Source organism: Solirubrobacter soli DSM 22325 (assembly GCF_000423665.1).
Lineage (GTDB): Bacteria > Actinomycetota > Thermoleophilia > Solirubrobacterales > Solirubrobacteraceae > Solirubrobacter > Solirubrobacter soli.
On record NZ_AUIK01000046.1, the window covers coordinates 1 to 20393 of the forward strand.

Consider the following 20393-nt stretch of genomic DNA (forward strand, 5'->3'; position numbering starts at 1 on the left):
AGTGGCGAGGACCCCGTCGGGGTGTTGACAGTTCTTTGATCTCTGTTGGGGAGGGCTCTGAGCCGGCGTAGCCGGCGAAGCTCTGTCCGGGAGGCATCAGAGGATGGGCTGCTCTGTTGATCGAGAGGATCCGTTGAGCGAGACCCGCAAGTATCGGAAGTTCACCGCGCAGCAGAAGACCGAGATCGTGCTCGCCTCGCTACGGGGCCCGAAGTCGGTCGCCGAGCTCTGCCGCGAGCACGACATCTCTGACAGCCTGCTCAGAAAGTGGCGCGACCAGTTCCTCGCCGCCGGCGCTGAGCGCCTGCAGGGCAAGAACGAGCGCACCGAGCTCGACGAGCTGCGCGGCCAGGTGGCCAAGCTCGAGCGCGCGCTGGGGCGCAAGACGATGGAGGTGGAGATCGCGGGGGAACTCTTGCGGGGTTGGGAGTGAGTGTGCGCGTCGCCCGATCCCGCGAACTGGTTGCGCAAGGCCGCCCCGCCGCCCTAGTCGCCAGGGTCGCGGGCATCAGCCGGCAGGCCATCTACCGCCGCCCACGACGCCCGCCCCGCGGGCAGCGTCGGCCGCTGGACGAGCTTGACCGCGTGGTCTTGGCGGTCGCGCGTGAGGACGAGCACGCCACCGACGGCACGCGGATGATCGCCGCGATCGCGTCGCGGCGCGCCGGCCGCCCGATCAATCGCAAGCGCTGTCAGCGGCTGATGCGCGAGCACCGGCTGCTGCAGCCCGTCCGCAGCGAGGGCCGCCGCCGGCGCCCCGGCTACTTCCACGTCACCCGGCCCGACGAGCTCTGGCATCTGGACATGACCAGCATCTGGGTCGCCGATCACGGCTGGACGTATCTGAACGCCGCGATCGACTGCTGCACCCGAGAGATCACCGGCTGGGCCTTGGATGTCCGCTGCCGCGCTCCGGAGGCGATCGCCGTCATCGACGCCGCAGCCTTCCAGCGCGGCATCGAGCCCGGCCGGCTCACGCTCGGGACCGACAACGGCAGCGCCTACACCGCACGCCGTTTCCGCGCCCGCCTGAGCGAGCTCGCGATCACGCACCGCCGTGGCGGCTACCGCGACCCCGAGAGCCAGGCCTTCATCGAGTCCTGGTTTTCCAAGCTCAAGCTGCGCTGCATCTGGCGGGAAGAATTCGAGACCCTCGAGCAGGCCCGCTCAGCGATCGGCGCCTACATCGATCGCTACCACCACCGACCCCACAGCAGCCTCGCCTACCGCACCCCGAGCGAGGTCGCCCAGACCTGGAAAGATCACGACGACCACCTAACCCCCGCGGCCTAACTGACAACACCAACGGGGTCCACGCCAGTAGAGCTGCCGGGAGAGGTGTCGTTTGAGCGCGCGCATCGCCTCGCGACGGGTCTTGCCCTCACCGGTCCGGCGTTGGATGTAGGCGCGGGTTTCGGGGTCGTGAGTGGCGCGGATCATCGCGATCGTGTGCAGGGCTTGATTGGCTTGGCGGTCGCCGCCGCGGTCAAGTCGATGCCGCGTGGTTTGTCCTGAGGACGCGGGTTTGGGTGCCGTGCCGTTGCAGCGCTCGAAGGCGGCCTCGTTGCGAAAGCGGCGGGCGTCGCACGCCAGCAGCCTGGCGGCTGAGACGGGTCCGACGCCGGGTTGCTCGAGGAGCGCCGGCGCGAGTGCCGCGGTCAATTCGGCGAGCTGGAAGCGGTAGCGCTCAGCCTGTTGGCTGAGGGCGTGGCCGCGGTCGGCGAGCTCGCGCAGCAGCCCGAAGATCACGCGCTCGGGACCGGTGTCAGCCGCGCGTGCGCGCATCCGGCGCAGACGGGCAGTGAGCGCGGCGCCGTCGCCCGGGCCAATGCGTTCGCGCAACGCAACCGGCGCGGTCGTGTGCAGCGATTGCAGCTGGTTGAACACGCGGACACGTTCGGCGACCGCGGAGCGATAGACGGCCAGCAAAGCGGCCAGCGCTTGGCGGTTGCCTCCAGCTCGCGGAGTGGCGACGCCTTCGCCGCTCAAGACCTTGCGCGCGGCCAGCAGTGCATCGATCTCGTCGGACTTGCCGCGCCGGCGGTCCTGGCGGCGCGGCCGCTCGACCTCGACGACGTCAACGCCGGCGGCCAACAGGAACTCGCACAGTCCGGCCCCATAGCTGCCGGCGCCTTCGATCCCGACACGTAGCGGACCGCCAAGCTCATCCAGCCAATCGGCGAAGGCTCGGTACCCGGCGAGACTCGCGGGCACCGCGTACTGGCCTAGCACCTGCCCCAAATGATCAACTGCGCGAGCAACGTGCTCATGTTTGTGGGTGTCCACCCCGACCGCGATCATCGCGCTCTCCTCACCGTCGACATCGATGCTGCGGAGGCCGCTGGACAGGGCTGTGTCGAGCAACGTCAGGCTTCTATGAAGTCACGGCGGCTCCGGTACGGCCGGCGGCGGGAGACGAGTCTGCTTCAGGGCACCCTGGCCGGCACTCTCGAGAGTCATCCCGCCGCCAGCCGCACCCTCTCGACACGACCGGACAACACCGCGTTCGAGAAGACCGCGAACCTACACAGCACTCTCAGTCGGACAGAGCGAACGTTAGGCGCGCGCCACGATCGCATCCGGCCTGACCGCCGGGAGGCGAGTCCCCGAGTCCTCGTAGCCCGCGCGTCCACGCGCGCAACTGCGTGCTGATTCACACACGATGTTGTTCCGCTGACAGATCGTTCGACAAACCCTCACTTACCCCAAATAGGGGATGTGGCGCGTCGGGATCCGCACCTAGCTTCTGCCGCGAGCGGGCGATACGCGGACAGTCACCCGCGGCAGTCCACCGACGAGCTGGCCGTGCCAACTCCGTGCCCAGGCCGTTCGCTGCTTGGCTCGAGGTCCGGTCTATACGGTGTGATCGTTTAGTGATGACCTGATCTTCATCGATCTTCGCTCGTGAATTGGGAATCGGCTTGGTGCGCCTCCGAATGGCTGCCCGGGAAAGAAATGCGTGTGAAGGCCAATACAGCTCGGGAAGCGGCGACACGACGCGGGAGAGTCAGGCGGTTGTGCATAGCCGCGGTGCTGGTCGGTTGTGCGCTTCTCCTGCCCTCTCGTGCGTTTGGCGCCGAGATCTTCTTTGATCCGCCGAGTACCGCGACGGTTCCTGCTGCAGGAACCGCGACACTGCGGATTGCGCGAGACGAGCACCAAGACGGCTCGATACGAATCGAGTTCTTCGACGAGGACACCGGTGCGTTCACCGGTTCCTGCGAGGGATTCATGACCACTTGTGATGGGTCGGCGGGCGGCGGCTGGGAAGCCAACAACGCACCCCAGCCGGTTCGCCTCCTCGCGCGAATGGTCAGCCTGATCAACGGCCAGCGCGCCGAGGCGCATGTGACGATCCCCATCGCTCGTCGACGTTTCAAGATCGACCTCAACTTGCAGAAGAACAGCGACGAGATTCCCGGTCAGGTGCCAGCGCAGTGGACGGCCACCGCAACGACGGACTACTCGTTCAACGGGACCCCGTATCGGCTGATCATCCGACAGCTCGACGGCTGGGTCGTCGCCGCGTGCATGAGTCCGTTCGGTCTTGGACTCGAGTGCGCCGGCTCGATGAGCGCAGGAACGGTCGTCCGCGCAACGATGGAAGACGTTCACGGCCGTGTGTACGGCAGGTCGCCCTACTACCAGGTCACCGCGACCGAGGCGAAGCGTCTCGATGTCGGCGGCCTGGACCTCGCGATCCTTGCCAGTCGTTTCCTCACGGCCCGGCAGATCTGCGACATCCTGTTGACGTACCCGAAGGGGAGCCACGCAGGCCAGTCGACGGTCTCCGATCAGTGGCTCGCGTGCGATGGCGCGGCCACGGCGGGAATGACGCCGTTGCAGACGTTGTTGGCGATCGCGGGAACGGGCGGAGTCGCCGGCGCGGGAGCGGCCTGGTACGTCATCTCGCAGATTGAAACCGATACGCCGGCACCGCCGACCGGGCCGTATCCGCCGCCGGAGCCACCCGTGGATCCCACCGATCCGCCTGCCCCACCGCTTCCGTTGCCGTGGATGGGAGAAGAATGGGGCGCCGAAGACATCGCAGCCGAGTTGATGCGCCGAAACGTCGACAACCCCGAGCTCACCCAGACGCGAGCCGACACGATCGCACGACAGTGCGAGCGGCTCGCCGGCCGCGCAGGGCTCATTCCTCAGGAGGAATGCGTCGACGCGCCGATCTTTGCTCCCGGTGCGGACGTCGAGGAAGCGACCAAACACGACCTCGACGCGCTTTTCGGAGCGCCGCCGCAACCGTTCACGTTGCACTACATGACTCCCGGCAACGATCGCGGCTGGCTGTCGACTTCCCGGGCGATGCCGGAGTGCCCGTCGCCGCGTCCGACCGGTCAGGAGTGCGACGAGTATCCGTTCGCCTCTGCGCAGGAAGGCGGCGAGCTCCACGGGCCGAGCCTGAGGCTGATCGACAGCGACGACAACAGAAGCGAAGGCGTCTACCTGAAGGCGAGGGTCTACGACCGGTGTGGGATGGTCTCCGGAGACCCGTACATCGTCGTGCCGACGCCGCCGTCGTTGGGCGTGCCTACTCTGGGTTTGTGCAACCGGAGATAGAGCAGCCGCGGCTTCTCGACCAGGTGCTGCTCGATGACTACGCGCAGCGCCTGGTCCGGGCGGGCCTCGAGATCGTGGAGCACATGCAGCCCGGGCTCTCCGAGGCTGAGATCGACGCTGCGACGCGCCCGCTCGGGTTGCGTTTGCCGGCTGAAGCGAGAACCTGGTTTGGCTGGCGCAACGGCTACCGACCGACTGGCTTCGACGAACAGATCGCGCCGGGGTTCGCTCTGCTGTCGCTCGAGGACGCCATCCAACGGCACGCAAGCATGCAGACCGCTGTCGAGATCGGCTACGCCAACGCGGAATGGTTTCCGATCGTCGAATCGCACGCGCTGGTCGTCTGCGACTGTTCGGTGCCCGAAGGCGCGGCGACTCCCATCCGAGTGCTCGAGCACGAGCTTGACCCGGATTGGGCCACTCCACGTGCGGCATCGATGGGCGAGATGATCTTGATGTGGACTCGCTGTTGGGACTCGGGCGTGTGGTATGCCGAACGGCCGAATCTACCTCAGCGTCGTCACTCGCAACCCGACGAGCACGGAAGACTGAACTACCTCCTCGACGTCTGATCTGAAGCGGCCGTGCCCAACGCAAATGAAGTGTGGACCTGCGTCATCGCTTCGCGACGAGCATGGTCGATTGTCGTGCGGCCGCGGCCGCTTATCCCGGCGGCTTCCCAGCGCAACTCGGCTCGCTCTACCGCCGGGTCGTCGGACGCCTTCCGGACGAAGCCGCGAGGCTGATCGGCGAGCCGTGGCAGCGTGAGTTCCTCACGCTGACGCCGATCGAGCAGGCCCGCACCCTTCGGGTCGCGCGCCAGCCGACTGATTGAGCGCTGCTCCGCGGTGGCGCCTTCGTCGAGTTGGAGCACTCTTGCTCCTCGTCTCGGAGCGCGACGCCGTCGGTGTGTCTAGCTGTGTCGGATTCGGGCACCCGGCGGCGCTGGAGTGTCGCCTAGGTAGCCGGACCACTCCCAACGTTGGCTCAGCCGGCCCCGAGCGAGGAAGTGCTTGGCCTCTTCGATCGCGTCCTGACGGCGGACGCATTGCCTCCGTGGCACTTCGGTGTGATGGCCGAGATATGAGAACGCCACGAGGTCGCTCAGGTCATCGTCGTCGGCGCCGGTCTCGACCGTGAGATATGCACCTTCTCCGCCGCCCATCCATTGAACGAACGCGACCTCGCCCAACCCCAGCACGACACTGAACGTCGCGTCACCCCGATGAATGACCGCGGCCGTCGCGATGCCGCTGCCTACGGCGCGGTGCTGCACGTCCGCGAGAAGTCGCTCCAGGGCCCCGGGTGACTCGATGTCGAGCGCCTGAGGGGAAGCCCATGCACACGCCCACTCGACCTTCACGCCTGCATCGTCGCAGGCGACCGAGGCGCTCTCGCATTCGCTTGCCAAGGGCGGCCCAGGCCGGTGGACCCCGCGGCTGCCCCTAACCGTGGCGACGACGGAGCGCGCGATCATGCCCCAAGCGTCGAGAAGCACCACTGTCGTCTCGTCCGATCTGCAACCGACGGTTTGTGGCAGGATCGCCGCGCATGTCGCCCCATCCCTATAGCGATAGCGCTGTGCTTCGCGGTCTGATCGCGCTGAGGGTGTCGGGTGACCAGAGCGGCGTCGCCTGGTACGACATCATCGACCGGTACTCCACTGGCGAGGACGAGGATGTTCTCCTGTCGCTGCAGTACGAGGGCCTCGTCGAGTTTTGCGGAGAAGCCAACGGCGTGGCGCACTGGCGGGCCAGTGACGAAGCACTCGAGCTCGCCAAAGGCGCGAATCGTCCGCTTCGTCGCTATGCCCACATGCTGATCGAACTCGACGCGAGTGCCGGCACGCCGTTTGACGCCCTAGCGGCCGCGGTGGACGCGCTACCTGGGTGCACGACCCTAAGCACCACCATCCCGGGCGTCACGACCGGAACCAGCGCTCGCGCTGAAGGGTTCGTCGAGAGCGCCGCCGAGGCTCACGACATCGACTACTACTTGGACAACGCGTCAGGCAGGGCTCTCTATAAGGCCGCGGTCACGGCGCTCACGGCGCTCCTGGACGGGCCCCGACGCTCGCTGGACTGACCGCACGAGACAAGGCCGCCAGCGGAAACCCCAAGCGGTTCCGACGCGACGGCGCCGGATAAGAGTGCTGCCGGCGTCGAGAAGCACCACTCTGCCGGCGGCCGAGCCACTGATGACTTTGTCTCATTGCGACAGCGCGGTTGCGAAGCCACACCCGTCGCGTCGCGCTGGTCCGAAGTTGTCCAGGGCAGTGGTCCTTCGTGTTGCCGCGCTCGGATGCCGCCGACTCACCCGGTTGTTGCGTGCGTCTTGAATCTGCAGTGCCCGTCGGCGCAGGCGTCCTGTGTTTCCACGATCCTGCGGCGTAGCGCGTTGAGCTCGGCGAGTTTGGCGTCGACGCGATCGAGCACGGCTTGGAGGCGCCATTGCTCGGACTCGCAGGTGGCTCCGCCGGCGTCGTGGGCGGCGAGCGCGTCGACAGCGTCGGTGAGTGTGAAGCCGATCGCCTGAAGCTCGCGCGTGAGCTTGATGCGCTCGATGGTGTCACGCCCGTAGTCGCGGTACCCGGACTCCGTCCGCGCCGGCGGTGGCAGGACGCCGACGCGCTCGTAGAAGCGGACCGTGTCGACGGTGACGCCCGCCCCGGTCGCGATCTCCCCGATCTTCATCCGCTCAGGCCTTGACTCTGGACCATAGTCAAGAGTTTACGCTCACTCCATGACCGACGTTCTGCACATCCCAGCCCGGCTCGACGCGCCCATCGCGTGCGACTTGAGCACCGCCGATGACACCGCTGAGGAGCGGCTCGCCGACTACCACCGCCAGTTCGAGCGCGCACTGGTGTCGCGCGAGCGCCGCGAGGACGGCGTCGTCTTCACGTTCCGCGCCGACGGAGGGACGCGCGAGGCGCTTCATGACCTTGCGCGACGCGAGGCCGCCTGCTGCCCGTTCCTGGATTACCGCGTCGAGGCGATCGGCGACGAGGTGATCTGGACGACCAGCAACCATCTCACGGGGAGCGAGCGCGGCAGCGTCGACGTGTTCCTGGACGCGCTCTACGCGCTCCCGGAGCACACGGGCTCGGACATCGACGGCTTCCTCGAACAGCTCGCCGACGCCGGTGTCGACGTGGTTGCGGTCGAGGATGGGTTCGAGGTCCGCTCAACGGGGTGAAAATCCATGCTGGCGATCAGCTCGACGATGTCGATCGGCACGTCGGGGAAGCTCTCGAGGAACGAGGTCGTCCACCGGTGCGCGCCGGCGGCCATCGCGGGCGCGTAGAGCTCGTCGATCAGGTCGAGCCGGTCGGCGGAGATGACCTGCTCGATCAGCCGTCGCACCACCGCGTCGAGATCGCCCGCGGAGCTCTTCTCTGCGTGATCGTCAGGCTCGGCCTCGATTGGTTACGGCTCGGGCGTCGGGGTCCGTCGCGCGGACCGGCGGCGCAGCGCGCCCAGGGCGGCGGGCACGGCGGCACACAACACGAGAGCGAAGACGACGCCGCCGGCGCCGAGCAGCACGCCGACGCCCAGGCCGCCTATGGCGCCGGCAAGCGCAGGCCCGCCGAGGCAGCCGAGCAGCATGAGCGCGCCCATGCCGAGCATCGAGCGGGCGGGCGAACCGGACGAGTCGGACTGGTCGGTCTTGGTCGGCAGGCACATCGGATGCGGCGTCTCCTTGAGTCGGTGCAGGCTGGTCGGACGCAGCCTGCACCGTGAACTCGGGTTGAAGTCAAGCGACGCGTCAGCGGCGTTGGCGTGCCTTGACGTGGCGCACGTCGAGCTCGATGTCACCGGCGGGCGGCATCAGCGTCGGATCGACGAACAACCCGCAGACGTCCACGCTCGCGCAATCGCAGGACTGCGCGACCTCTAGCCAATGCTTGACCGCCTGCGCGCGAGCGATCAGCGCGTCGATGTGCGGCAACTTGTCGTGAGCGAGCTCGCGGATGTGGCGACTCGCATCGGCGCTGCGGTTGCCGGGTCCGGTGAGTGGCGCGATCTCCTCCAGCGTCAGGCCGGCGCGCTGGGCGACGTCGATGATCGACAAGCGGTGCAGCACGTCGTCGCGGTAGCGGCGCTGGCCGGCGACGCGGTCGGGCTCGGGCAGCACGCCGACGCGTTCGTAGAAGCGGATGTGCGAGGTGTTCAGCCCGGCGCGCTCGGCGACCTGGCCGATCGTCAGCCGCGGGTCGTCGCTGGTGTGCGGTGATGCCATCGGCGCGAATGTCCTTGACTTGAAGCCGTGTTGAAGGTGCACGGTAGAGGGTGCCCCACGTTTTCAGTCCAAGGACCGCCGATGGCCGACCTACCGATTGCCTGCACCCTGACCCCCGATGGCATGACCGCCCGGCTCGCGCTGATCGAAGCGCTCTCCGCCGACGGCCTGCTCGACCGCACCGCGACCGAGCGTGGCCTGCGCGTGCGCTTGCGCGACACCCCGCACATCGAGCAACGCATCCGCGAGCTCGTCGCGGCCGAGTCCCGCTGCTGCGCGTTCCTTGACTTCGACCTCGGCCGCGACGGCGGCGACCTGGTGCTCGACATCTCCGGCCCTGAAGAGGCGCGCCCCGTGATCGAGCTGTTCTTCGCGTCCGAGACGGCCGGACCGCGGTGAGCCCGCTGCGCTGGACGCTGGTCGCGCTGCTGATCGCCTCGACCGCCCTGTTCGTCGTCGGCGTGATCGCCGAGCGCTCCACCACGGACACCCACACCGAGCCCGCGGGCGTCCGCGTCGGCGAGACCCGCGAGCCGGCCGGCGAACCCGGAGGCGCCCACGAGGAAGGCGAGGGATCGAGCGCCGGCGAGGCGGGCCATGCCGAGACACCGGCCGGCGACAGCGACACGAACACGAGCGAGGCCGTGCTCGGCGTGAACATCGAGTCCACGCCGCTGATCGTGCTTGCCGCGCTCGTCGGCCTCGGTCTCGCAGCGCTGACCGCTACCAGGTTCGGGCGCCGACCCGGCGTCCTGCTGGCGGTCGCCGTGACCGCACTCGCGTGGGCGGCGCTTGACGTGCGCGAGGTCGTGCACCAACTCGACGAATCGCGCACCGGCATCGCCGGCATCGCGATCGTCGTCGCTGTCCTGCATCTCGCGGTCGCGCTGCTCGCGGGCGTGATGGCCATGCGCGCGCGACAGCTCGACGGCGGATCGCCAGCCCGTCCGGGCACGCTCCCCGCGTGACCGCCCGCTCGATCGCCCTCTTCATCGCCGCCGCCATCGCCGAGATCGGCGGCGCCTACCTGGTGTGGGTCGGCATCAAGGACGACAAGGGCATCACGTTCGTCGCGCTCGGTGCGATGGCGCTCACCGCCTACGGGGTCATCGCCGCCCTCCAGCCCAGCCAAGTGTTCGGGCGTGTGTTGGCCGCCTACGGGGGCGTGTTCATCATCGGCTCGCTGCTCTGGGGCGTCGCCGTCGACGGTTTCCAGCCCGACCGCGCCGACCTGCTCGGCGCGACGATCTGCCTCGTCGGCGTCGCTGTGATCATGTACGCGCGCTGAACAGGGTGACCCGCACCGTTGCGGGGTCGCAACGATGGTGGTTTCTCGTCAAGGCCGGCCGCCTGCCGCTATGGCGCCGAGCGCTCACGTAGCGTGGCGGCGGTGGATGTAGCCCAAGCCCAGAAAGACGGGGCCGAGCGATGGCTCACGCCGGGCGTGCGCGGGATCGGCACGGCGTCGCTGCTCGCCGATCTCGGACATGAGATCCCAACCGCGCTGCTGCCATCGTTCCTGACCGCGACGTTGGGAGCCCCCGCGTCCGCGCTGGGCCTGATCGAGGGCGTCTCCGACGGGCTCGCCGGGGCGGCGCGGCTCGCGGGCGGCGCGCTCGCCGACGACCCGCACCGCCGGCGATCCGTCGCGGTCGGCGGCTACGCGACCACAGCCGTCCTGTCGGGATTGATCGGCGTCGCGACGAGCGTGTGGCAGGTCGCGCTGCTGCGGGCGGGGGCGTGGACGGCACGCGGGCTGCGCGTTCCCGCCCGCAACGCACTGCTGGCCGACGTCGTGCCGGCAGGCGCGTACGGCCGCGCGTACGGGTTCGAGCGCGCGATGGACAACCTCGGCGCGATCGGCGGCCCACTGCTCGCGCTCGCGCTCGTCGCGCTCGTCGGCGTGCGCACCGCGATCCTGCTCTCGATCATTCCGGGCCTGCTGGCCGCAGCCGCGATCATGTACGTCATTCGGCACACGACGGCCGCCCGCGAGCGCGAGCACCAGCCGGTCCGTCTGCAGGTGCGCCCGGTCTTGCACGGCCGGCTCAGGCGCCTCCTGATCGGGATCTCGGTGTTCGAACTGGGCAACGTCGCCGCAACCCTCCTGATCCTGCGGGCCACCGACCTCCTCACGCCGGGCCACGGCGCCGACGACGCGACGCAACTCGCGATCGCGCTCTACGTCGTCTACAACGTCGCCGCCACGCTCACCAGCATCCCTGCTGGCCGGCTCGGCGACCGTCGCGGGATGGTCCGCGTGCTCGCCGCCGGCGTGGCCGCCTTCGGGTTCGCTTACGCCGGCTTCGCCGCGACCGGCGCGAGCATCCCCCTCCTGGCCGGCACATTCGCCCTTGCGGGCATCGGCATTGGCTGCGTCGAGACCGCCGAACACGCCGCCGTCGCCACCCTCGCTCCCGAGAGCGTCCGCGGCTCCGCGTTCGGCGTGCTGGCCGCGGTGCAGAGCCTGGGCAACCTCATCGCCTCAGCCGGTGCGGGGTTGATCTACACGCTCGTGTCCCCGGCGGCGGCCTTCACGGTCGCGGCGACGCTGATGGCCGTGGCCCTACTCGTCCTGACTGCGAACCAATCCGCATCACCGTGACGCGCGAGCCACCTAAGCGTTCCCGACGCCGCCAGCCTTCCGATGCATCTGAGCGACGCCGACGGACTGCCAGTCTGCGGGCGGCGCGAGTGCTTCCGCCTGAAGGGAGCCGGTCACGCACTCGATCGCAGCGATGAAATCGCGCGCGCCCGACAGGTACCTGATCGTGGCATGAATGCAGTCCGCGGAAGTTGAAGACGTCTGCCAGCATGATCGGACGCCGTGGGCCGCCACGTGGCCGACGATTCGACCATGAGCATCGACGTTCGACTTCTTCGCCGCGCTGTTGAATTCCGCGCCTATGGCGACCGCTGAAGCCGGCTCTCCTCGAGTTGGCGTCGAAGGTCTGCGTCGGCCGTTGCGCGCCGTGATCACGGCGCAGGCCGTGGCCGCCTTCATGCAGTCGGTGCTCGCCGGCGCGTTCCTTGACGGTCATTTTGGGTTCCTGCATCTGCACCGGCTCAACGCCTACTACGGCGTGGTCGGAGTGAGCTACGTGCAGGTGTTGCTGGCGCTGGTCTACTGGCGCCGGAGCGGGCTGCCGCGGTGGGTGGTGACGGTCAGCGTCGGCCTCGCGGTGGCCAACAGCGTCGAGGTGATGCTCGGGCTGGGACGGGTGATCGGCCTGCACATCCCGCTCGGCGTCAGCATCATCACGGGCAACCTGCTGCTGGCACTGTGGGCGTGGCGTGACCGCCTGGGGCTGCGATGAATCCTGCGCGACGAATCTCGCGCCGGCGCTTCCTAGGCGCCGCAGCGGGCGCCGCCGTCGGGCTCGCAGCGGGCGCCGAGGCCCTTCGTTGGCTGGCGAAGCCCGCCGAGACCGGCAAGGTTCTGAGCAGCGACCTGCCGCTGCCAGAGCCCTTCACCCGTCCCCTGCACGTGCCACCGGTGCTGCGCCCACGCCCGGAAGGCGCGACAGACGTCTACGAGCTGACCCAGCGCGTCGCCCGCCAAGAGTTGCTGCCCGGCGTGCCGACCGAGATCTGGGGTTATGACGGCCGCTACCCAGGCCCGACGATGATCTCGCGCAGCGGGCGCCGCACGGTCGTGCGCCACCGCAACGCGCTACCGGTCCCGACCGTCGTGCACCTGCACGGCGGCCACACACCCGCCAGAAGCGACGGCTATCCGACCGACTACGTGCGCCGTGGCGAGCTGCGCCAGTACGAATACCCGCTGCGCCAACCCGCGGCCACCCTCTGGTACCACGATCACCGCATGGACTTCACCGGGCCCGCCATGTGGCGCGGGCTGGCCGGCTTCCATGTCGTCCACGACGAGCACGAACAGAGCTTGCCATTGCCCGCGGGTGAGCGCGACGTGCCGCTGATGCTCGCCGACCGCGCCTTCGCGGCCGACGGCGCGCTCCGCTACCCGGCGCTGGACCCGTCGGCCGCGCACACTCCGGGCGTAACCCAGGCCTTCATGGGCGGCGTGCTGGGCGACGTGATCCTGGTCAACGGCATCGCCTGGCCGGCGCTCGAGGTCGAAGCCGCCCGCTACCGCCTGCGGTTGCTCAACGCCTCCAACGCCCGCCGTTACCGGCTCGCCCTGCGGCCAAGGGCATCAGGCGGGCGTGAGTTGGTGCAGATCGGCTCCGACGGTGGGCTGCTCGAGCACCCCATCGCCCACGACGCAATCGAGATCGCGCCCGCCGAGCGCTTCGAGGTCGTGATCGACTTCTCGCGCTTCCGCGTCGGCGAGCGCGTGACCCTCGTCAACGAACTCGGCCACGGCCCGACCACGCGCGTCATGCAGTTCCACATCGTCCGCGCCGCGCGCGATGACTCCCACATCCCCGGCCGGCTCATCGCACCGCTCGCCATTGCTCCCAGCGCACTGACACGCGACTTCGTGTTCCGCAGCAACGACAACGGCTTGTGGACCATCAACCGCAAGCCCTTCGACCCCGCGCGCATCAGCGCCGGGGTGGCCCTCGGCACGACTGAGACCTGGCGCTTTACCTCCGACTTTCACCACCCGATCCATCTCCACCACACCCACTTCAAAGTCCTCAGCCGCAACGGCCGCCCGCCAGGGCCCTTCGATGCCGGCTGGAAGGACGTCATCGACCTGCGCCCCGCCGAGCAGGCCGCCGTGATCGCCCACTTCTCCGACTACCCCGGCCGCTACGTCCTGCACTGCCACAACCTCGAACACGAGGACATGGCAATGATGGCCAACTTCCAAGTCCAGTAACCGCGCACCCGATCCGCGTTCCCGGCCTGCTCAGTCCGCAAATCGGTCGAGTCTCGCAACTGCGGAATGTGGAGAATTTCGGGCGCTGCCGCATCGCGACGAGTGAGAGTGGCGAGAGCGTCGACAAACACCACTCTGCCGACTCCGGTGTCGCTGCTGCCTTTGCGTCCGATCCAGTAACGAGCGCCCCGCCTGCCTGGCCAGCGTGGTCAGTCCCGTAGAGTACGCGTGAGAAGTCCGGTCGCGGAGGTGCGCGTTCTCGTGCGTGGTCGTGCTTGGCCGATTGCCCAACAGTCGCTGTGGCTGATGGCAGCGCTGGTTCCACTCGCCATCGCAGTCGGCGCGCAGGTCTGGGTCAGCTCACCGGCGAAACCGCCAGGACGTTTCATCAGCGGCAACGCGGCGATCGCGTTCGCGGTTGGAGGGATACCGCCGACTGCCGGCTCCCAACTGCGCATAGATGGCGCCGCCTTTGTAGAAACCGACGGCCTAAGTTGCCGAAATCCTGTTCAGTACTCGTTCGTCCTGTCCGGAACGCCTCGCTTCTGGAAGCGCTTCTCGGCACGACTCACGAGTACGACGTCGATTACCGCGGTCATCTTCCATCACTTCGATCCAGTGCAGCACGTCCGCCTGGGCGCATCGATGTGGGAAGACGCCCCGCTCAAACCAGAACTTGCCGGCAGCGATGTTCGCTACCCCAATCGGTTTGTGCCGCATGACGTCAGCATGCTCCATCACTTCTCAGGGCCGTTCTACGGCGGCGTCGCCGGGGTTACCCGCTCCTGGAATCGTACGTGGCGTCATATCGTCCTGACGTTCGACGCTCCCTGGGCACGCCGACGTGGTCTAGGCACCTGCTATGTGCCCATTCCGGCGCTCACTTCAACTGCGCCGGGGGCAGCCGCTGGCGCGATGGCCCAAGCGTCTGAGCAAGTCGCGTTGAACCGACCTCGGCGGCCTCTTCAAGCGCCCCCGGGATACGCGAGCTTCGCGCTGCGGACGCAAGGCGAGGTCCAGCCAAATGACAGCGCTCCCCGGCCAGCGTTCTTCAATGCCAAGGAGGCCACGCTGAGCTGTACGTCGGCTAGCGCGGACGCCATACACGCGGGCGTTGGAGTGCGAAGTCCGGACCGCAAGACGTACGCGTTCAACCCACCCTCATCGTCCCCGCTGGCGTCGCCGTACGCTTGCGAAGGCTTCCTTGTGGTCAAGGCGCCAGCAGCGGACCAAGTCGCCTCCGCTCTGCTCGTCTTGCTCGGGATCGGCGTCACACTCACGGTCGAGCTGCTCCGCGCGCAGGCTCGCAGGTGGCGCGCCTCCGCCGTTTCGGACCTCGCAGCGCCAACCCGTCAGGAACCAGTCACAGCGCCGCCGGCACATCGATCGAACCCCGCGCGGGGACCGGCTCACCGCCGGAGCCTCCGTCTTGTGCTGATCGCACTCGCTGTACATTGGCTGGCCGCTCGTCGGCGGCCGCCATAGCGCGCGACTCCGACAACCGCACGTCGAGGAGTTTGGCCGCAAATCCAGACCTGGCAGACCGGCCGCGGGTGTCCCGTCGCGCAGCACGGCTACTGCCGTTTGCGCCTGAAAAGGGGGGCGGCGCACCGAAACCGCGGATTGTGGCCAGTTCGTCGAGAAGCACGACTCTGCTGGCGCCGCGACGCACCGCTGCGATTGCCTCAAAGGGGGAAGTACTCGGTCTGAGCCGGCCGAGACCTAATGGTCGCCTTCGGGACTTAGGCCGTACCCGTCACCCGATGTCGGCACCCCAATGAACCGGTCGGGTCCAGGCCATCCCTGAGACCTCAACCCGCGCACCTCATCCGTGGGGTGCCTACCCCTCACGTCAACACCGGGCGGACAGCCGACGGTCCGTAGGATCTAGTAGCGATCGAAGACGCCGCATGCGCGCTCGAAGCGGCCCGCCTGCAGGTCGGCCGGTGAGATCAGGAACTGGACGCGTCCGAAGCTCTTGATCGCAAAGCCCAGCGGCTTGTCGTAGCCGAGCGTGAACAGATGGCGCCAGGTGTCGTTCGGACGCTCGGCGCGCAGCGAGCACGGGCTGCCGCCCGCCGGGGGCGCGCTGTACCCGAGCACGCGGTGCGGGCGGTACTTCTCGCCCTCGAGGAGGTTCCGGACGTCGCTCCAGGCGAAGGAGTCGACCTTGACCGCTTGCAGTGGCGCCATCAGGCGGCCGCTCGAGTCGCGATCCGGGAGGTCGGGCCGCACGTCGAAGCGCGGGGCGGCCGGACGCAGCCGCAGTGCGTGCCGCGGGAAGGCGGCGCGACGGAGCGGCGTGCCGGGGCGCGTGTGCATGACCGTCGCGCATTCGCCGTTGAACGGCTGATACCAGCTCCCGTTCGCGCGCTCGATGTGGGCGAAGAATAGGATCGTGCCGTCATGCGCACCGAGCTCCGCGAGCTCGGGCGGGAGGTCGCGCGGCCGCAGCTGGCCGAGGAAGGTCTGGGCGTAGCCGCGGCAACGCGGCCATTTGGTGCCCGCCGGGAGATCCGGCCGCCCGCCGAGACGTGACGTACCGAGCTCGTCGGGCTCACGCGAGAGCAGCGTGCGGTCGACGATCGCTGCGGGGCGCGCCGCCGGCGCGATCGTGTCGGCCAGTGCGCCGAGCTCGCGCGCCGCGAGTGCGGCACGCACCTCCGGCTCGCGGAAGCCCTGCGCGGACGCCGCGGGCGCGGACGCGAGCAGGGCGAACGCGGCCATGGTCGTGACGAGTCGGATCATGCGCTGTCGAAGACGCCGCAGACGCGATCAAAGCGCCCGGCGCGCAGGTCCGCGGGCGCGATCAGGATCTGTAGGGCACCGGCGTCCGCGACGTTGAAGCCGAGGTCGTCATCCGGGCCGATCGTGAACAGATGGCGCCACGTGTCCCGCGTGCGCTCCGCGCGCTCCGAGCAGTCGTCGCCGCCGTTGGGCGCACGGCTGTAGCCCAGGAGCACGTGCTCCAGCCTCGGCTTGCCACGGAGCAGGTCACGGATCTCGAACCAGCGTTCCCAGTCGGCGACCTTCACCTCGTGGAGCGGGGCCATGAGCGTGTCCTGGTCCAGCGCGAAGTCCGGGACGTCGGGCTGCGCCGTGAAGCGCGGCCGTGAGGGGCGCATCCGCAGCGTGTCGTCCGGCAGTGCGGTCCGCCGCAGCGCTGTCCCGGCGCGGGCGTGGAGGACAGTCGTGCATTCGCCGCCGTAGAGTCCGTAGTCGCGCTCGCCCTCCTCGAACTCGACGTGTGTGAAGAACAGCAGCGTCCCGCCGAGCCGGCGCAGCTCGCGCGCGGCGCCGGGTAGCTCGCGCACGCGGATCTGGGCCAGGAAGGTCTGGTGCTTGCCCTTGCACATTGGCCAGGCGGCGCTCGTGGGGAGATCGGGCCGGCCGCCGAAGCGCGAGGTCCCGAGCGCGGCGGGCTCGCGCTTCCGCTGGGCGAGATCGACCGTCACGACGGGCCGGGCAGCATCGGCGACCTGGGACGCGATCTTCCCGAAGCCCGCCGCGGTCATCGCGTCGCGGACCTCACGCTCGCGGAAGCCGTCGGCACGGGCGGAGGGCGCCGCGATGAGCAGCAGTAGGAAAGCTGAGAGGACGCGCAGCACGGCGCGCCACCCTAGCCTGTCAGTGGAGCTCCAGCGATCAAATTGTCGTCCAGCCGTCGTTCCACATCGCCGAAGTGCATCGCAGGAATCCAACCAGTCCGCAGACCTCGGGGCCCTGGGCGCACGATTCGGCAGGCTGGCGGGTGTCGCCGGCGACCCCTCCACGACAGGTAAACGAAACCGCGAGCGTTGCTGCTCCTGGCTCGGAGCGGCAGTGATCGTTCTCCTACGCCACTTGCTGCAGAAAGGCGTCGGCCTCGCGCACCACGTCCGTCCAGGCAGGTTCCGATGCCCTCGTCTTGGGTTCAGCCGGCCAAGGTGCTCGCTCGAGCGCCCGCCACAATGCGGTACCGAGAGCCACTTCCGTATCGCTTAGAAGGACATCGCCTGGCTCCCCTTCATGCGTGGGATCAAGCAGATGCGAGACCTCCTCGACGGCCTCCCCGAGCGCGACCTCGTCGACCTCTCCGAGGGCGCCGCGCAACGTCGCCACCTCGCGGACGAGCGCCTTCCTCACTTCTGGGTTCCGGAGACTCATGGGCCGTCAGCGTGCCACGACGCGGCGATTGCTGCTTTCGTGGACGGATCCGCGAGCAGGAGATGGCCGGCCGACTTCTCGACGATCTCGAGATCGTCGGGGGCTGTCGCGTAAGTCCGACTGAGGGCTTGCAGTTGATCCGTGGCGGCATCGGCAACGGGCGGCGGCGAAGCCGCCGCGGCGGGGTGGCCGTCAGGCCGCCGCGGTGGCGAGTTGGTGGTTGTGGAGCTTGAGGAGGTTGTGGGTGGCCATGCAGAGCCGCCATTCGGTGCGGACGGCGGCTCTGCCGCGGCGCTGGAACCGGGTGATGCCGCGGTTGTGTTTGGTGTGGCCGAACACGGACTCGATGATGTGCTGGCGCTGCTTGTAGAGCGCCTTCCCGTGCTCGGTGGCCAGAACCGCGCGCATGAAGTCGAAGATGCCGCCTTTCCAGCCGGGCCTGGGTGTGGTTCGCAGACCGGACTCGGGCCGGATCAGGACCGGGATGCCGTCGCCGGTGAGGCGCTGGATCTGCTGGGTGTGCCAGTAGCCGGAGTCGGCGACGATGACGCGAGGGAGCTCGCTGACGCCGGCGTTGATGAGTTCGCGGCGGGCGGCGGTGACGGTGCGTTCGAGGTGCCCGAAGTCGGGTGAGACGACTTCGATCTCGGCGGCGATGACGATCTGGTGCTCGTTGGCCGCGGCTTGAGCGTTGTAGCCCTGCAGGAAGCCGTGCTGGCCTTTGACCATCCTGGAGTCCAGATCGGTGAGGTTGATCTCGCCCTCAGGCACTTCGGGCGGCGTGTAGGGCTTCGGTGTCGTGCCGGGGCTGAGGCGCCATCCGCGATGGTCCTTGCCGCCGGCGCGGAAGCGTTCGTAGGCCTCGTTGGCGCGTGCCTCGGTGAAGAGCTGTTCGTCCATGCGCCGCTTGGCCTCGCGCAGGCGCTCGGGCCGGTCGCGCGGGATCGGCGCGCCCTCGGCGGCGCGCAGGTCATCCAGCCGGCGCTTGGCCTCCTTGAACCACTGCCGGCGCCCGTTGCGCGTGGAGACCTCCTGCGGCAGCTCGTCGCCGCGGCGATCACCGAAGCGCGCGTCCTCTTCGGCATCGACCTCGCGCGCGTGCTCGATGACCTCACGGGCGAGGCGCTCGTAGTCGACGTTGGCCGAGCGGCTGGCATTGGCGGCCACCTTGCTGCCGTCGACGGCGACCACGTTCACGCCGACCAGACCGGCCTGCGCGCACAGCCCGAGCACCGCGCCGAAGACATCGGCCAGCGCGGTCTGGTGGCGCTCAACGAACCGCGCGATGGTCGCGTGATCGGGCTTGCGCTGCGCCGCGATCACCCGATAGGCGATGTCCTCCACACACGCCCGCTCGATCGCCCTCGAGGACCGCATCCCGCGCGCATAGGCGTACAGGATCAACCCGACCATCATCGCCGGATCAAACGCCGGCCGACTGCGCCCGTCAGCCCGATAGACGCCGTAGAACGCGTCCAGATCCATCGACTCGACGGCCTCGAGCACGAACCACGCGAAGTGATCCTCCGGCAACCACTCACGCACGTCCGGTGGCATCAAGAACGACTGCTCGCGATCACACGCGATAAACCGCTGCCCCATGCCCGGAATCGTCTTAAACGCGCCGGACGTTCCCGGCCGACCGAGAACGAATCCATCGTCTGGACACTGCCGCTGGACGTTCTCGCGCTACCGGTTAGTGGTTGTAGGCATCCGTGATCCGAACGCGATGCCCAGCTGTCTCGATCACAACACCGAAATACTGGCCCCAGTCATAGAACTCATACCCGCCGGCCGAGAACTCGCCCTGCCGCAGATCGAACCGGGGAACCGCATCGATCAGGCACTCGACGATCATCCCGCCCGGCCCGGCTGACACGTTGATAGTCAGCCGGCCGTCGATGCGGTCATCCCCAGGAAGCGGCCAATCGCCGACGGGCGCCGGCCCTTCTACTCGAACCAGGTTTCTCCCCGGGTGACCCGCAATCATCGCCAACAGCCCCACGACTTCATAGATGTCGGCCAACTCACGCTTGGAGTTCTCCCTGATCCAGGCGAACGACACGGCGACCCAAGGTATCGCCGCGAGACCCACCGCGGCCTGCGTGTCAACGCGACCGACTTACGCGACAGCTGTCGTGGCCGCGCGCGGCCGGTGTTGAGGAGTGAGAATCCCTGTGCCCGGGTTGACGCCGTCGAGGCTTGGTGCGCGGAGAGCCCGTGCGACAGCGTGGCGTGGGGACCTGTGGAAGTGTTGATTGCTGCTTCGAGCGCGTAGGCCAGACTCATGCTGGGAGGTCTCCTCCGGGCGATCGGTATCCGGCGTCCTGAAAGGAGCGGGCGATGGATGTGGTGGTACAGCGGTGCGCGGGTCTTGATGTGCACCGTGACAATGTCGTGGCGACCGTGCGCGTGCCCGGCACAGGGCGGCGGCGAGTCGACCAGCAGACGCAGACGTTCAGCGCGACGCTGACCGGCCTAGCGGCGCTCGCCGAGTGGCTGGCGCAGTTCGGGGTCACGCTGGTCGGGATGGAGGCGACCGGCGTGTATTGGAAGACCGTCTTTCAGGCGCTGGAAGACCGCTTCGAGTGCTGGCTGCTCAACGCGCATCACCTGCGCAACG

Annotated in this window: 23 protein-coding genes and 1 pseudogene; 14 read left to right on the forward strand and 10 right to left on the reverse strand. The window is 68.5% G+C overall.

Annotated elements, in window-relative coordinates; translation table 11 throughout:
* The first annotated feature begins 133 nt into the window (after positions 1-133).
* Both G569_RS0128860 and G569_RS59170 read left to right on the forward strand, forming a co-directional pair.
* The gene (locus G569_RS0128860; protein ID WP_028065784.1) at positions 134-433 is read left to right on the forward strand and encodes a transposase; all 300 of its coding nucleotides are present in this window, start codon (positions 134-136) and stop codon (positions 431-433) included.
* A 2-nt stretch (positions 434-435) separates the two neighbouring features.
* Positions 436-1293 (forward strand): IS3 family transposase, encoded by an 858-nt coding sequence (locus G569_RS59170; RefSeq protein ID WP_169542253.1) that lies wholly within the window; start codon positions 436-438, stop codon positions 1291-1293.
* Here the strand turns inward: G569_RS59170 and G569_RS52410 are convergent.
* The gene (locus G569_RS52410) at positions 1276-2364 is read right to left on the reverse strand and encodes an IS110 family RNA-guided transposase (protein WP_053227119.1); all 1089 of its coding nucleotides are present in this window, start codon (positions 2362-2364) and stop codon (positions 1276-1278) included. The two genes, G569_RS59170 and G569_RS52410, sit on opposite strands and share 18 nt — an antisense overlap.
* A gap of 666 nt (positions 2365-3030) precedes the next feature.
* Between G569_RS52410 and G569_RS0128880 the strand changes: the two genes are divergently transcribed.
* Genes G569_RS0128880 through G569_RS0128890 form a run of 3 tightly spaced genes read left to right on the forward strand, consistent with a single transcriptional unit; the run spans position 3031 to position 5410 of the window.
* Positions 3031-4575, forward strand: a complete 1545-nt coding sequence (locus G569_RS0128880; RefSeq protein ID WP_169542272.1) for a NucA/NucB deoxyribonuclease domain-containing protein — start codon at positions 3031-3033, stop codon at positions 4573-4575.
* Entirely contained in the window at positions 4560-5147 is a 588-nt protein-coding gene (locus G569_RS0128885; protein ID WP_028065995.1) for an SMI1/KNR4 family protein, read from the forward strand. The genes G569_RS0128880 and G569_RS0128885 overlap by 16 nt, the downstream gene beginning before the upstream one ends.
* Positions 5148-5179: 32 nt before the next feature.
* The gene (locus tag G569_RS0128890; RefSeq protein ID WP_028065996.1) at positions 5180-5410 is read left to right on the forward strand and encodes a hypothetical protein; all 231 of its coding nucleotides are present in this window, start codon (positions 5180-5182) and stop codon (positions 5408-5410) included.
* 78 nt (positions 5411-5488) lie between these two features.
* On the opposite strand, the gene G569_RS0128895 is transcribed toward G569_RS0128890, so the two are convergent.
* Positions 5489-5938 (reverse strand): Imm1 family immunity protein, encoded by a 450-nt coding sequence (locus G569_RS0128895; protein WP_169542273.1) that lies wholly within the window; start codon positions 5936-5938, stop codon positions 5489-5491.
* Between the two features lie 218 nt (positions 5939-6156).
* Between G569_RS0128895 and G569_RS0128900 the strand changes: the two genes are divergently transcribed.
* Positions 6157-6660, forward strand: coding sequence for a hypothetical protein (locus G569_RS0128900; protein ID WP_157592395.1), 504 nt, complete (start codon positions 6157-6159; stop codon positions 6658-6660).
* A 227-nt stretch (positions 6661-6887) separates the two neighbouring features.
* Here the strand turns inward: G569_RS0128900 and G569_RS52415 are convergent, their stop codons facing one another.
* Positions 6888-7268, reverse strand: a complete 381-nt coding sequence (locus G569_RS52415) for a MerR family transcriptional regulator (protein WP_053227120.1) — start codon at positions 7266-7268, stop codon at positions 6888-6890.
* A 49-nt stretch (positions 7269-7317) separates the two neighbouring features.
* Here G569_RS52415 and G569_RS0128910 point away from each other — a divergent pair, with 49 nt between their 5' ends.
* Complete coding sequence (locus tag G569_RS0128910; RefSeq protein WP_028065999.1) at positions 7318-7773, forward strand: hypothetical protein; 456 nt, start codon at positions 7318-7320, stop codon at positions 7771-7773.
* Positions 7774-8003: 230 nt separating this feature from the next.
* Here G569_RS0128910 and G569_RS0128920 read toward each other — a convergent pair whose 3' ends face one another.
* Both G569_RS0128920 and G569_RS52420 read right to left on the reverse strand, forming a co-directional pair.
* Complete coding sequence (locus G569_RS0128920) at positions 8004-8261, reverse strand: hypothetical protein (protein ID WP_028066000.1); 258 nt, start codon at positions 8259-8261, stop codon at positions 8004-8006.
* A gap of 82 nt (positions 8262-8343) precedes the next feature.
* The gene (locus G569_RS52420; RefSeq protein ID WP_053227121.1) at positions 8344-8817 is read right to left on the reverse strand and encodes a MerR family transcriptional regulator; all 474 of its coding nucleotides are present in this window, start codon (positions 8815-8817) and stop codon (positions 8344-8346) included.
* A 123-nt stretch (positions 8818-8940) separates the two neighbouring features.
* Between G569_RS52420 and G569_RS52425 the strand changes: the two genes are divergently transcribed.
* The 6 genes from G569_RS52425 to G569_RS0128955 all read left to right on the forward strand — a co-directional run bounded on the left by G569_RS52425 (position 8941) and on the right by G569_RS0128955 (position 13624).
* Positions 8941-9216, forward strand: a complete 276-nt coding sequence (locus G569_RS52425) for a hypothetical protein (protein WP_053227122.1) — start codon at positions 8941-8943, stop codon at positions 9214-9216.
* Positions 9213-9785 (forward strand): hypothetical protein, encoded by a 573-nt coding sequence (locus tag G569_RS0128935; protein WP_028066001.1) that lies wholly within the window; start codon positions 9213-9215, stop codon positions 9783-9785. Before G569_RS52425 ends, G569_RS0128935 begins: the two co-directional genes overlap by 4 nt.
* A complete protein-coding gene (locus G569_RS0128940) occupies positions 9782-10105 on the forward strand; it encodes a YnfA family protein (RefSeq protein ID WP_028066002.1) in 324 nt (107 codons plus the stop codon). The genes G569_RS0128935 and G569_RS0128940 overlap by 4 nt, the downstream gene beginning before the upstream one ends.
* A 102-nt stretch (positions 10106-10207) precedes the next feature.
* Positions 10208-11422, forward strand: coding sequence for an MFS transporter (locus G569_RS0128945; protein WP_028066003.1), 1215 nt, complete (start codon positions 10208-10210; stop codon positions 11420-11422).
* Positions 11423-11723: 301 nt separating this feature from the next.
* Positions 11724-12134: a hypothetical protein gene (locus tag G569_RS52430; protein WP_064750473.1), complete on the forward strand. Its 411-nt coding sequence runs from the start codon at positions 11724-11726 to the stop codon at positions 12132-12134.
* Positions 12131-13624 carry a multicopper oxidase family protein gene (locus tag G569_RS0128955; RefSeq protein WP_028066004.1) on the forward strand — a complete coding sequence of 498 codons (1494 nt, stop codon included), beginning with the start codon at positions 12131-12133 and terminating at the stop codon, positions 13622-13624. Before G569_RS52430 ends, G569_RS0128955 begins: the two co-directional genes overlap by 4 nt.
* Before the next feature lie 1887 nt (positions 13625-15511).
* On the opposite strand, the gene G569_RS0128960 is transcribed toward G569_RS0128955, so the two are convergent.
* The 5 genes from G569_RS0128960 to G569_RS0128980 all read right to left on the reverse strand — a co-directional run bounded on the left by G569_RS0128960 (position 15512) and on the right by G569_RS0128980 (position 19835).
* The gene (locus G569_RS0128960) at positions 15512-16372 is read right to left on the reverse strand and encodes a DUF1963 domain-containing protein (RefSeq protein WP_028066005.1); all 861 of its coding nucleotides are present in this window, start codon (positions 16370-16372) and stop codon (positions 15512-15514) included.
* A complete protein-coding gene (locus G569_RS0128965; protein ID WP_028066006.1) occupies positions 16369-17232 on the reverse strand; it encodes a DUF1963 domain-containing protein in 864 nt (287 codons plus the stop codon). The genes G569_RS0128960 and G569_RS0128965 overlap by 4 nt, the downstream gene beginning before the upstream one ends.
* Before the next feature lie 226 nt (positions 17233-17458).
* Entirely contained in the window at positions 17459-17770 is a 312-nt protein-coding gene (locus tag G569_RS63110; RefSeq protein WP_157592396.1) for a hypothetical protein, read from the reverse strand.
* Positions 17771-17962: 192 nt separating this feature from the next.
* A complete protein-coding gene (locus tag G569_RS52435) occupies positions 17963-19372 on the reverse strand; it encodes a transposase (RefSeq protein WP_037500027.1) in 1410 nt (469 codons plus the stop codon).
* A 94-nt stretch (positions 19373-19466) separates the two neighbouring features.
* On the reverse strand, positions 19467-19835 hold the full coding sequence (locus G569_RS0128980) for a hypothetical protein (RefSeq protein WP_157592397.1): 369 nt from the start codon (positions 19833-19835) through the stop codon (positions 19467-19469).
* Positions 19836-20167: 332 nt separating this feature from the next.
* Between G569_RS0128980 and G569_RS52440 the strand changes: the two are divergent.
* A pseudogene (locus tag G569_RS52440) lies at positions 20168-20393 on the forward strand (IS110 family transposase); the annotation flags it as partial.

Excerpts from the sequence above, each read along its gene's own strand:
- G569_RS52415 (WP_053227120.1), bottom strand. The coding sequence starts at position 7,268 with ATGAAGATCGGGGAGATCGCGACCGGGGCGGGCGTCACCGTCGACACG.
- G569_RS0128910 (WP_028065999.1), top strand. The coding sequence starts at position 7,318 with ATGACCGACGTTCTGCACATCCCAGCCCGGCTCGACGCGCCCATCGCG.
- G569_RS0128920 (WP_028066000.1), bottom strand. The coding sequence starts at position 8,261 with ATGTGCCTGCCGACCAAGACCGACCAGTCCGACTCGTCCGGTTCGCCC.
- G569_RS52420 (WP_053227121.1), bottom strand. The coding sequence starts at position 8,817 with ATGGCATCACCGCACACCAGCGACGACCCGCGGCTGACGATCGGCCAG.
- G569_RS52425 (WP_053227122.1), top strand. The coding sequence starts at position 8,941 with ATGACCGCCCGGCTCGCGCTGATCGAAGCGCTCTCCGCCGACGGCCTG.
- G569_RS52430 (WP_064750473.1), top strand. The coding sequence starts at position 11,724 with ATGGCGACCGCTGAAGCCGGCTCTCCTCGAGTTGGCGTCGAAGGTCTG.
- G569_RS0128955 (WP_028066004.1), top strand. The coding sequence starts at position 12,131 with ATGAATCCTGCGCGACGAATCTCGCGCCGGCGCTTCCTAGGCGCCGCA.
- G569_RS0128960 (WP_028066005.1), bottom strand. The coding sequence starts at position 16,372 with ATGATCCGACTCGTCACGACCATGGCCGCGTTCGCCCTGCTCGCGTCC.
- G569_RS63110 (WP_157592396.1), bottom strand. The coding sequence starts at position 17,770 with ATGAGTCTCCGGAACCCAGAAGTGAGGAAGGCGCTCGTCCGCGAGGTG.
- G569_RS52435 (WP_037500027.1), bottom strand. The coding sequence starts at position 19,372 with ATGGGGCAGCGGTTTATCGCGTGTGATCGCGAGCAGTCGTTCTTGATG.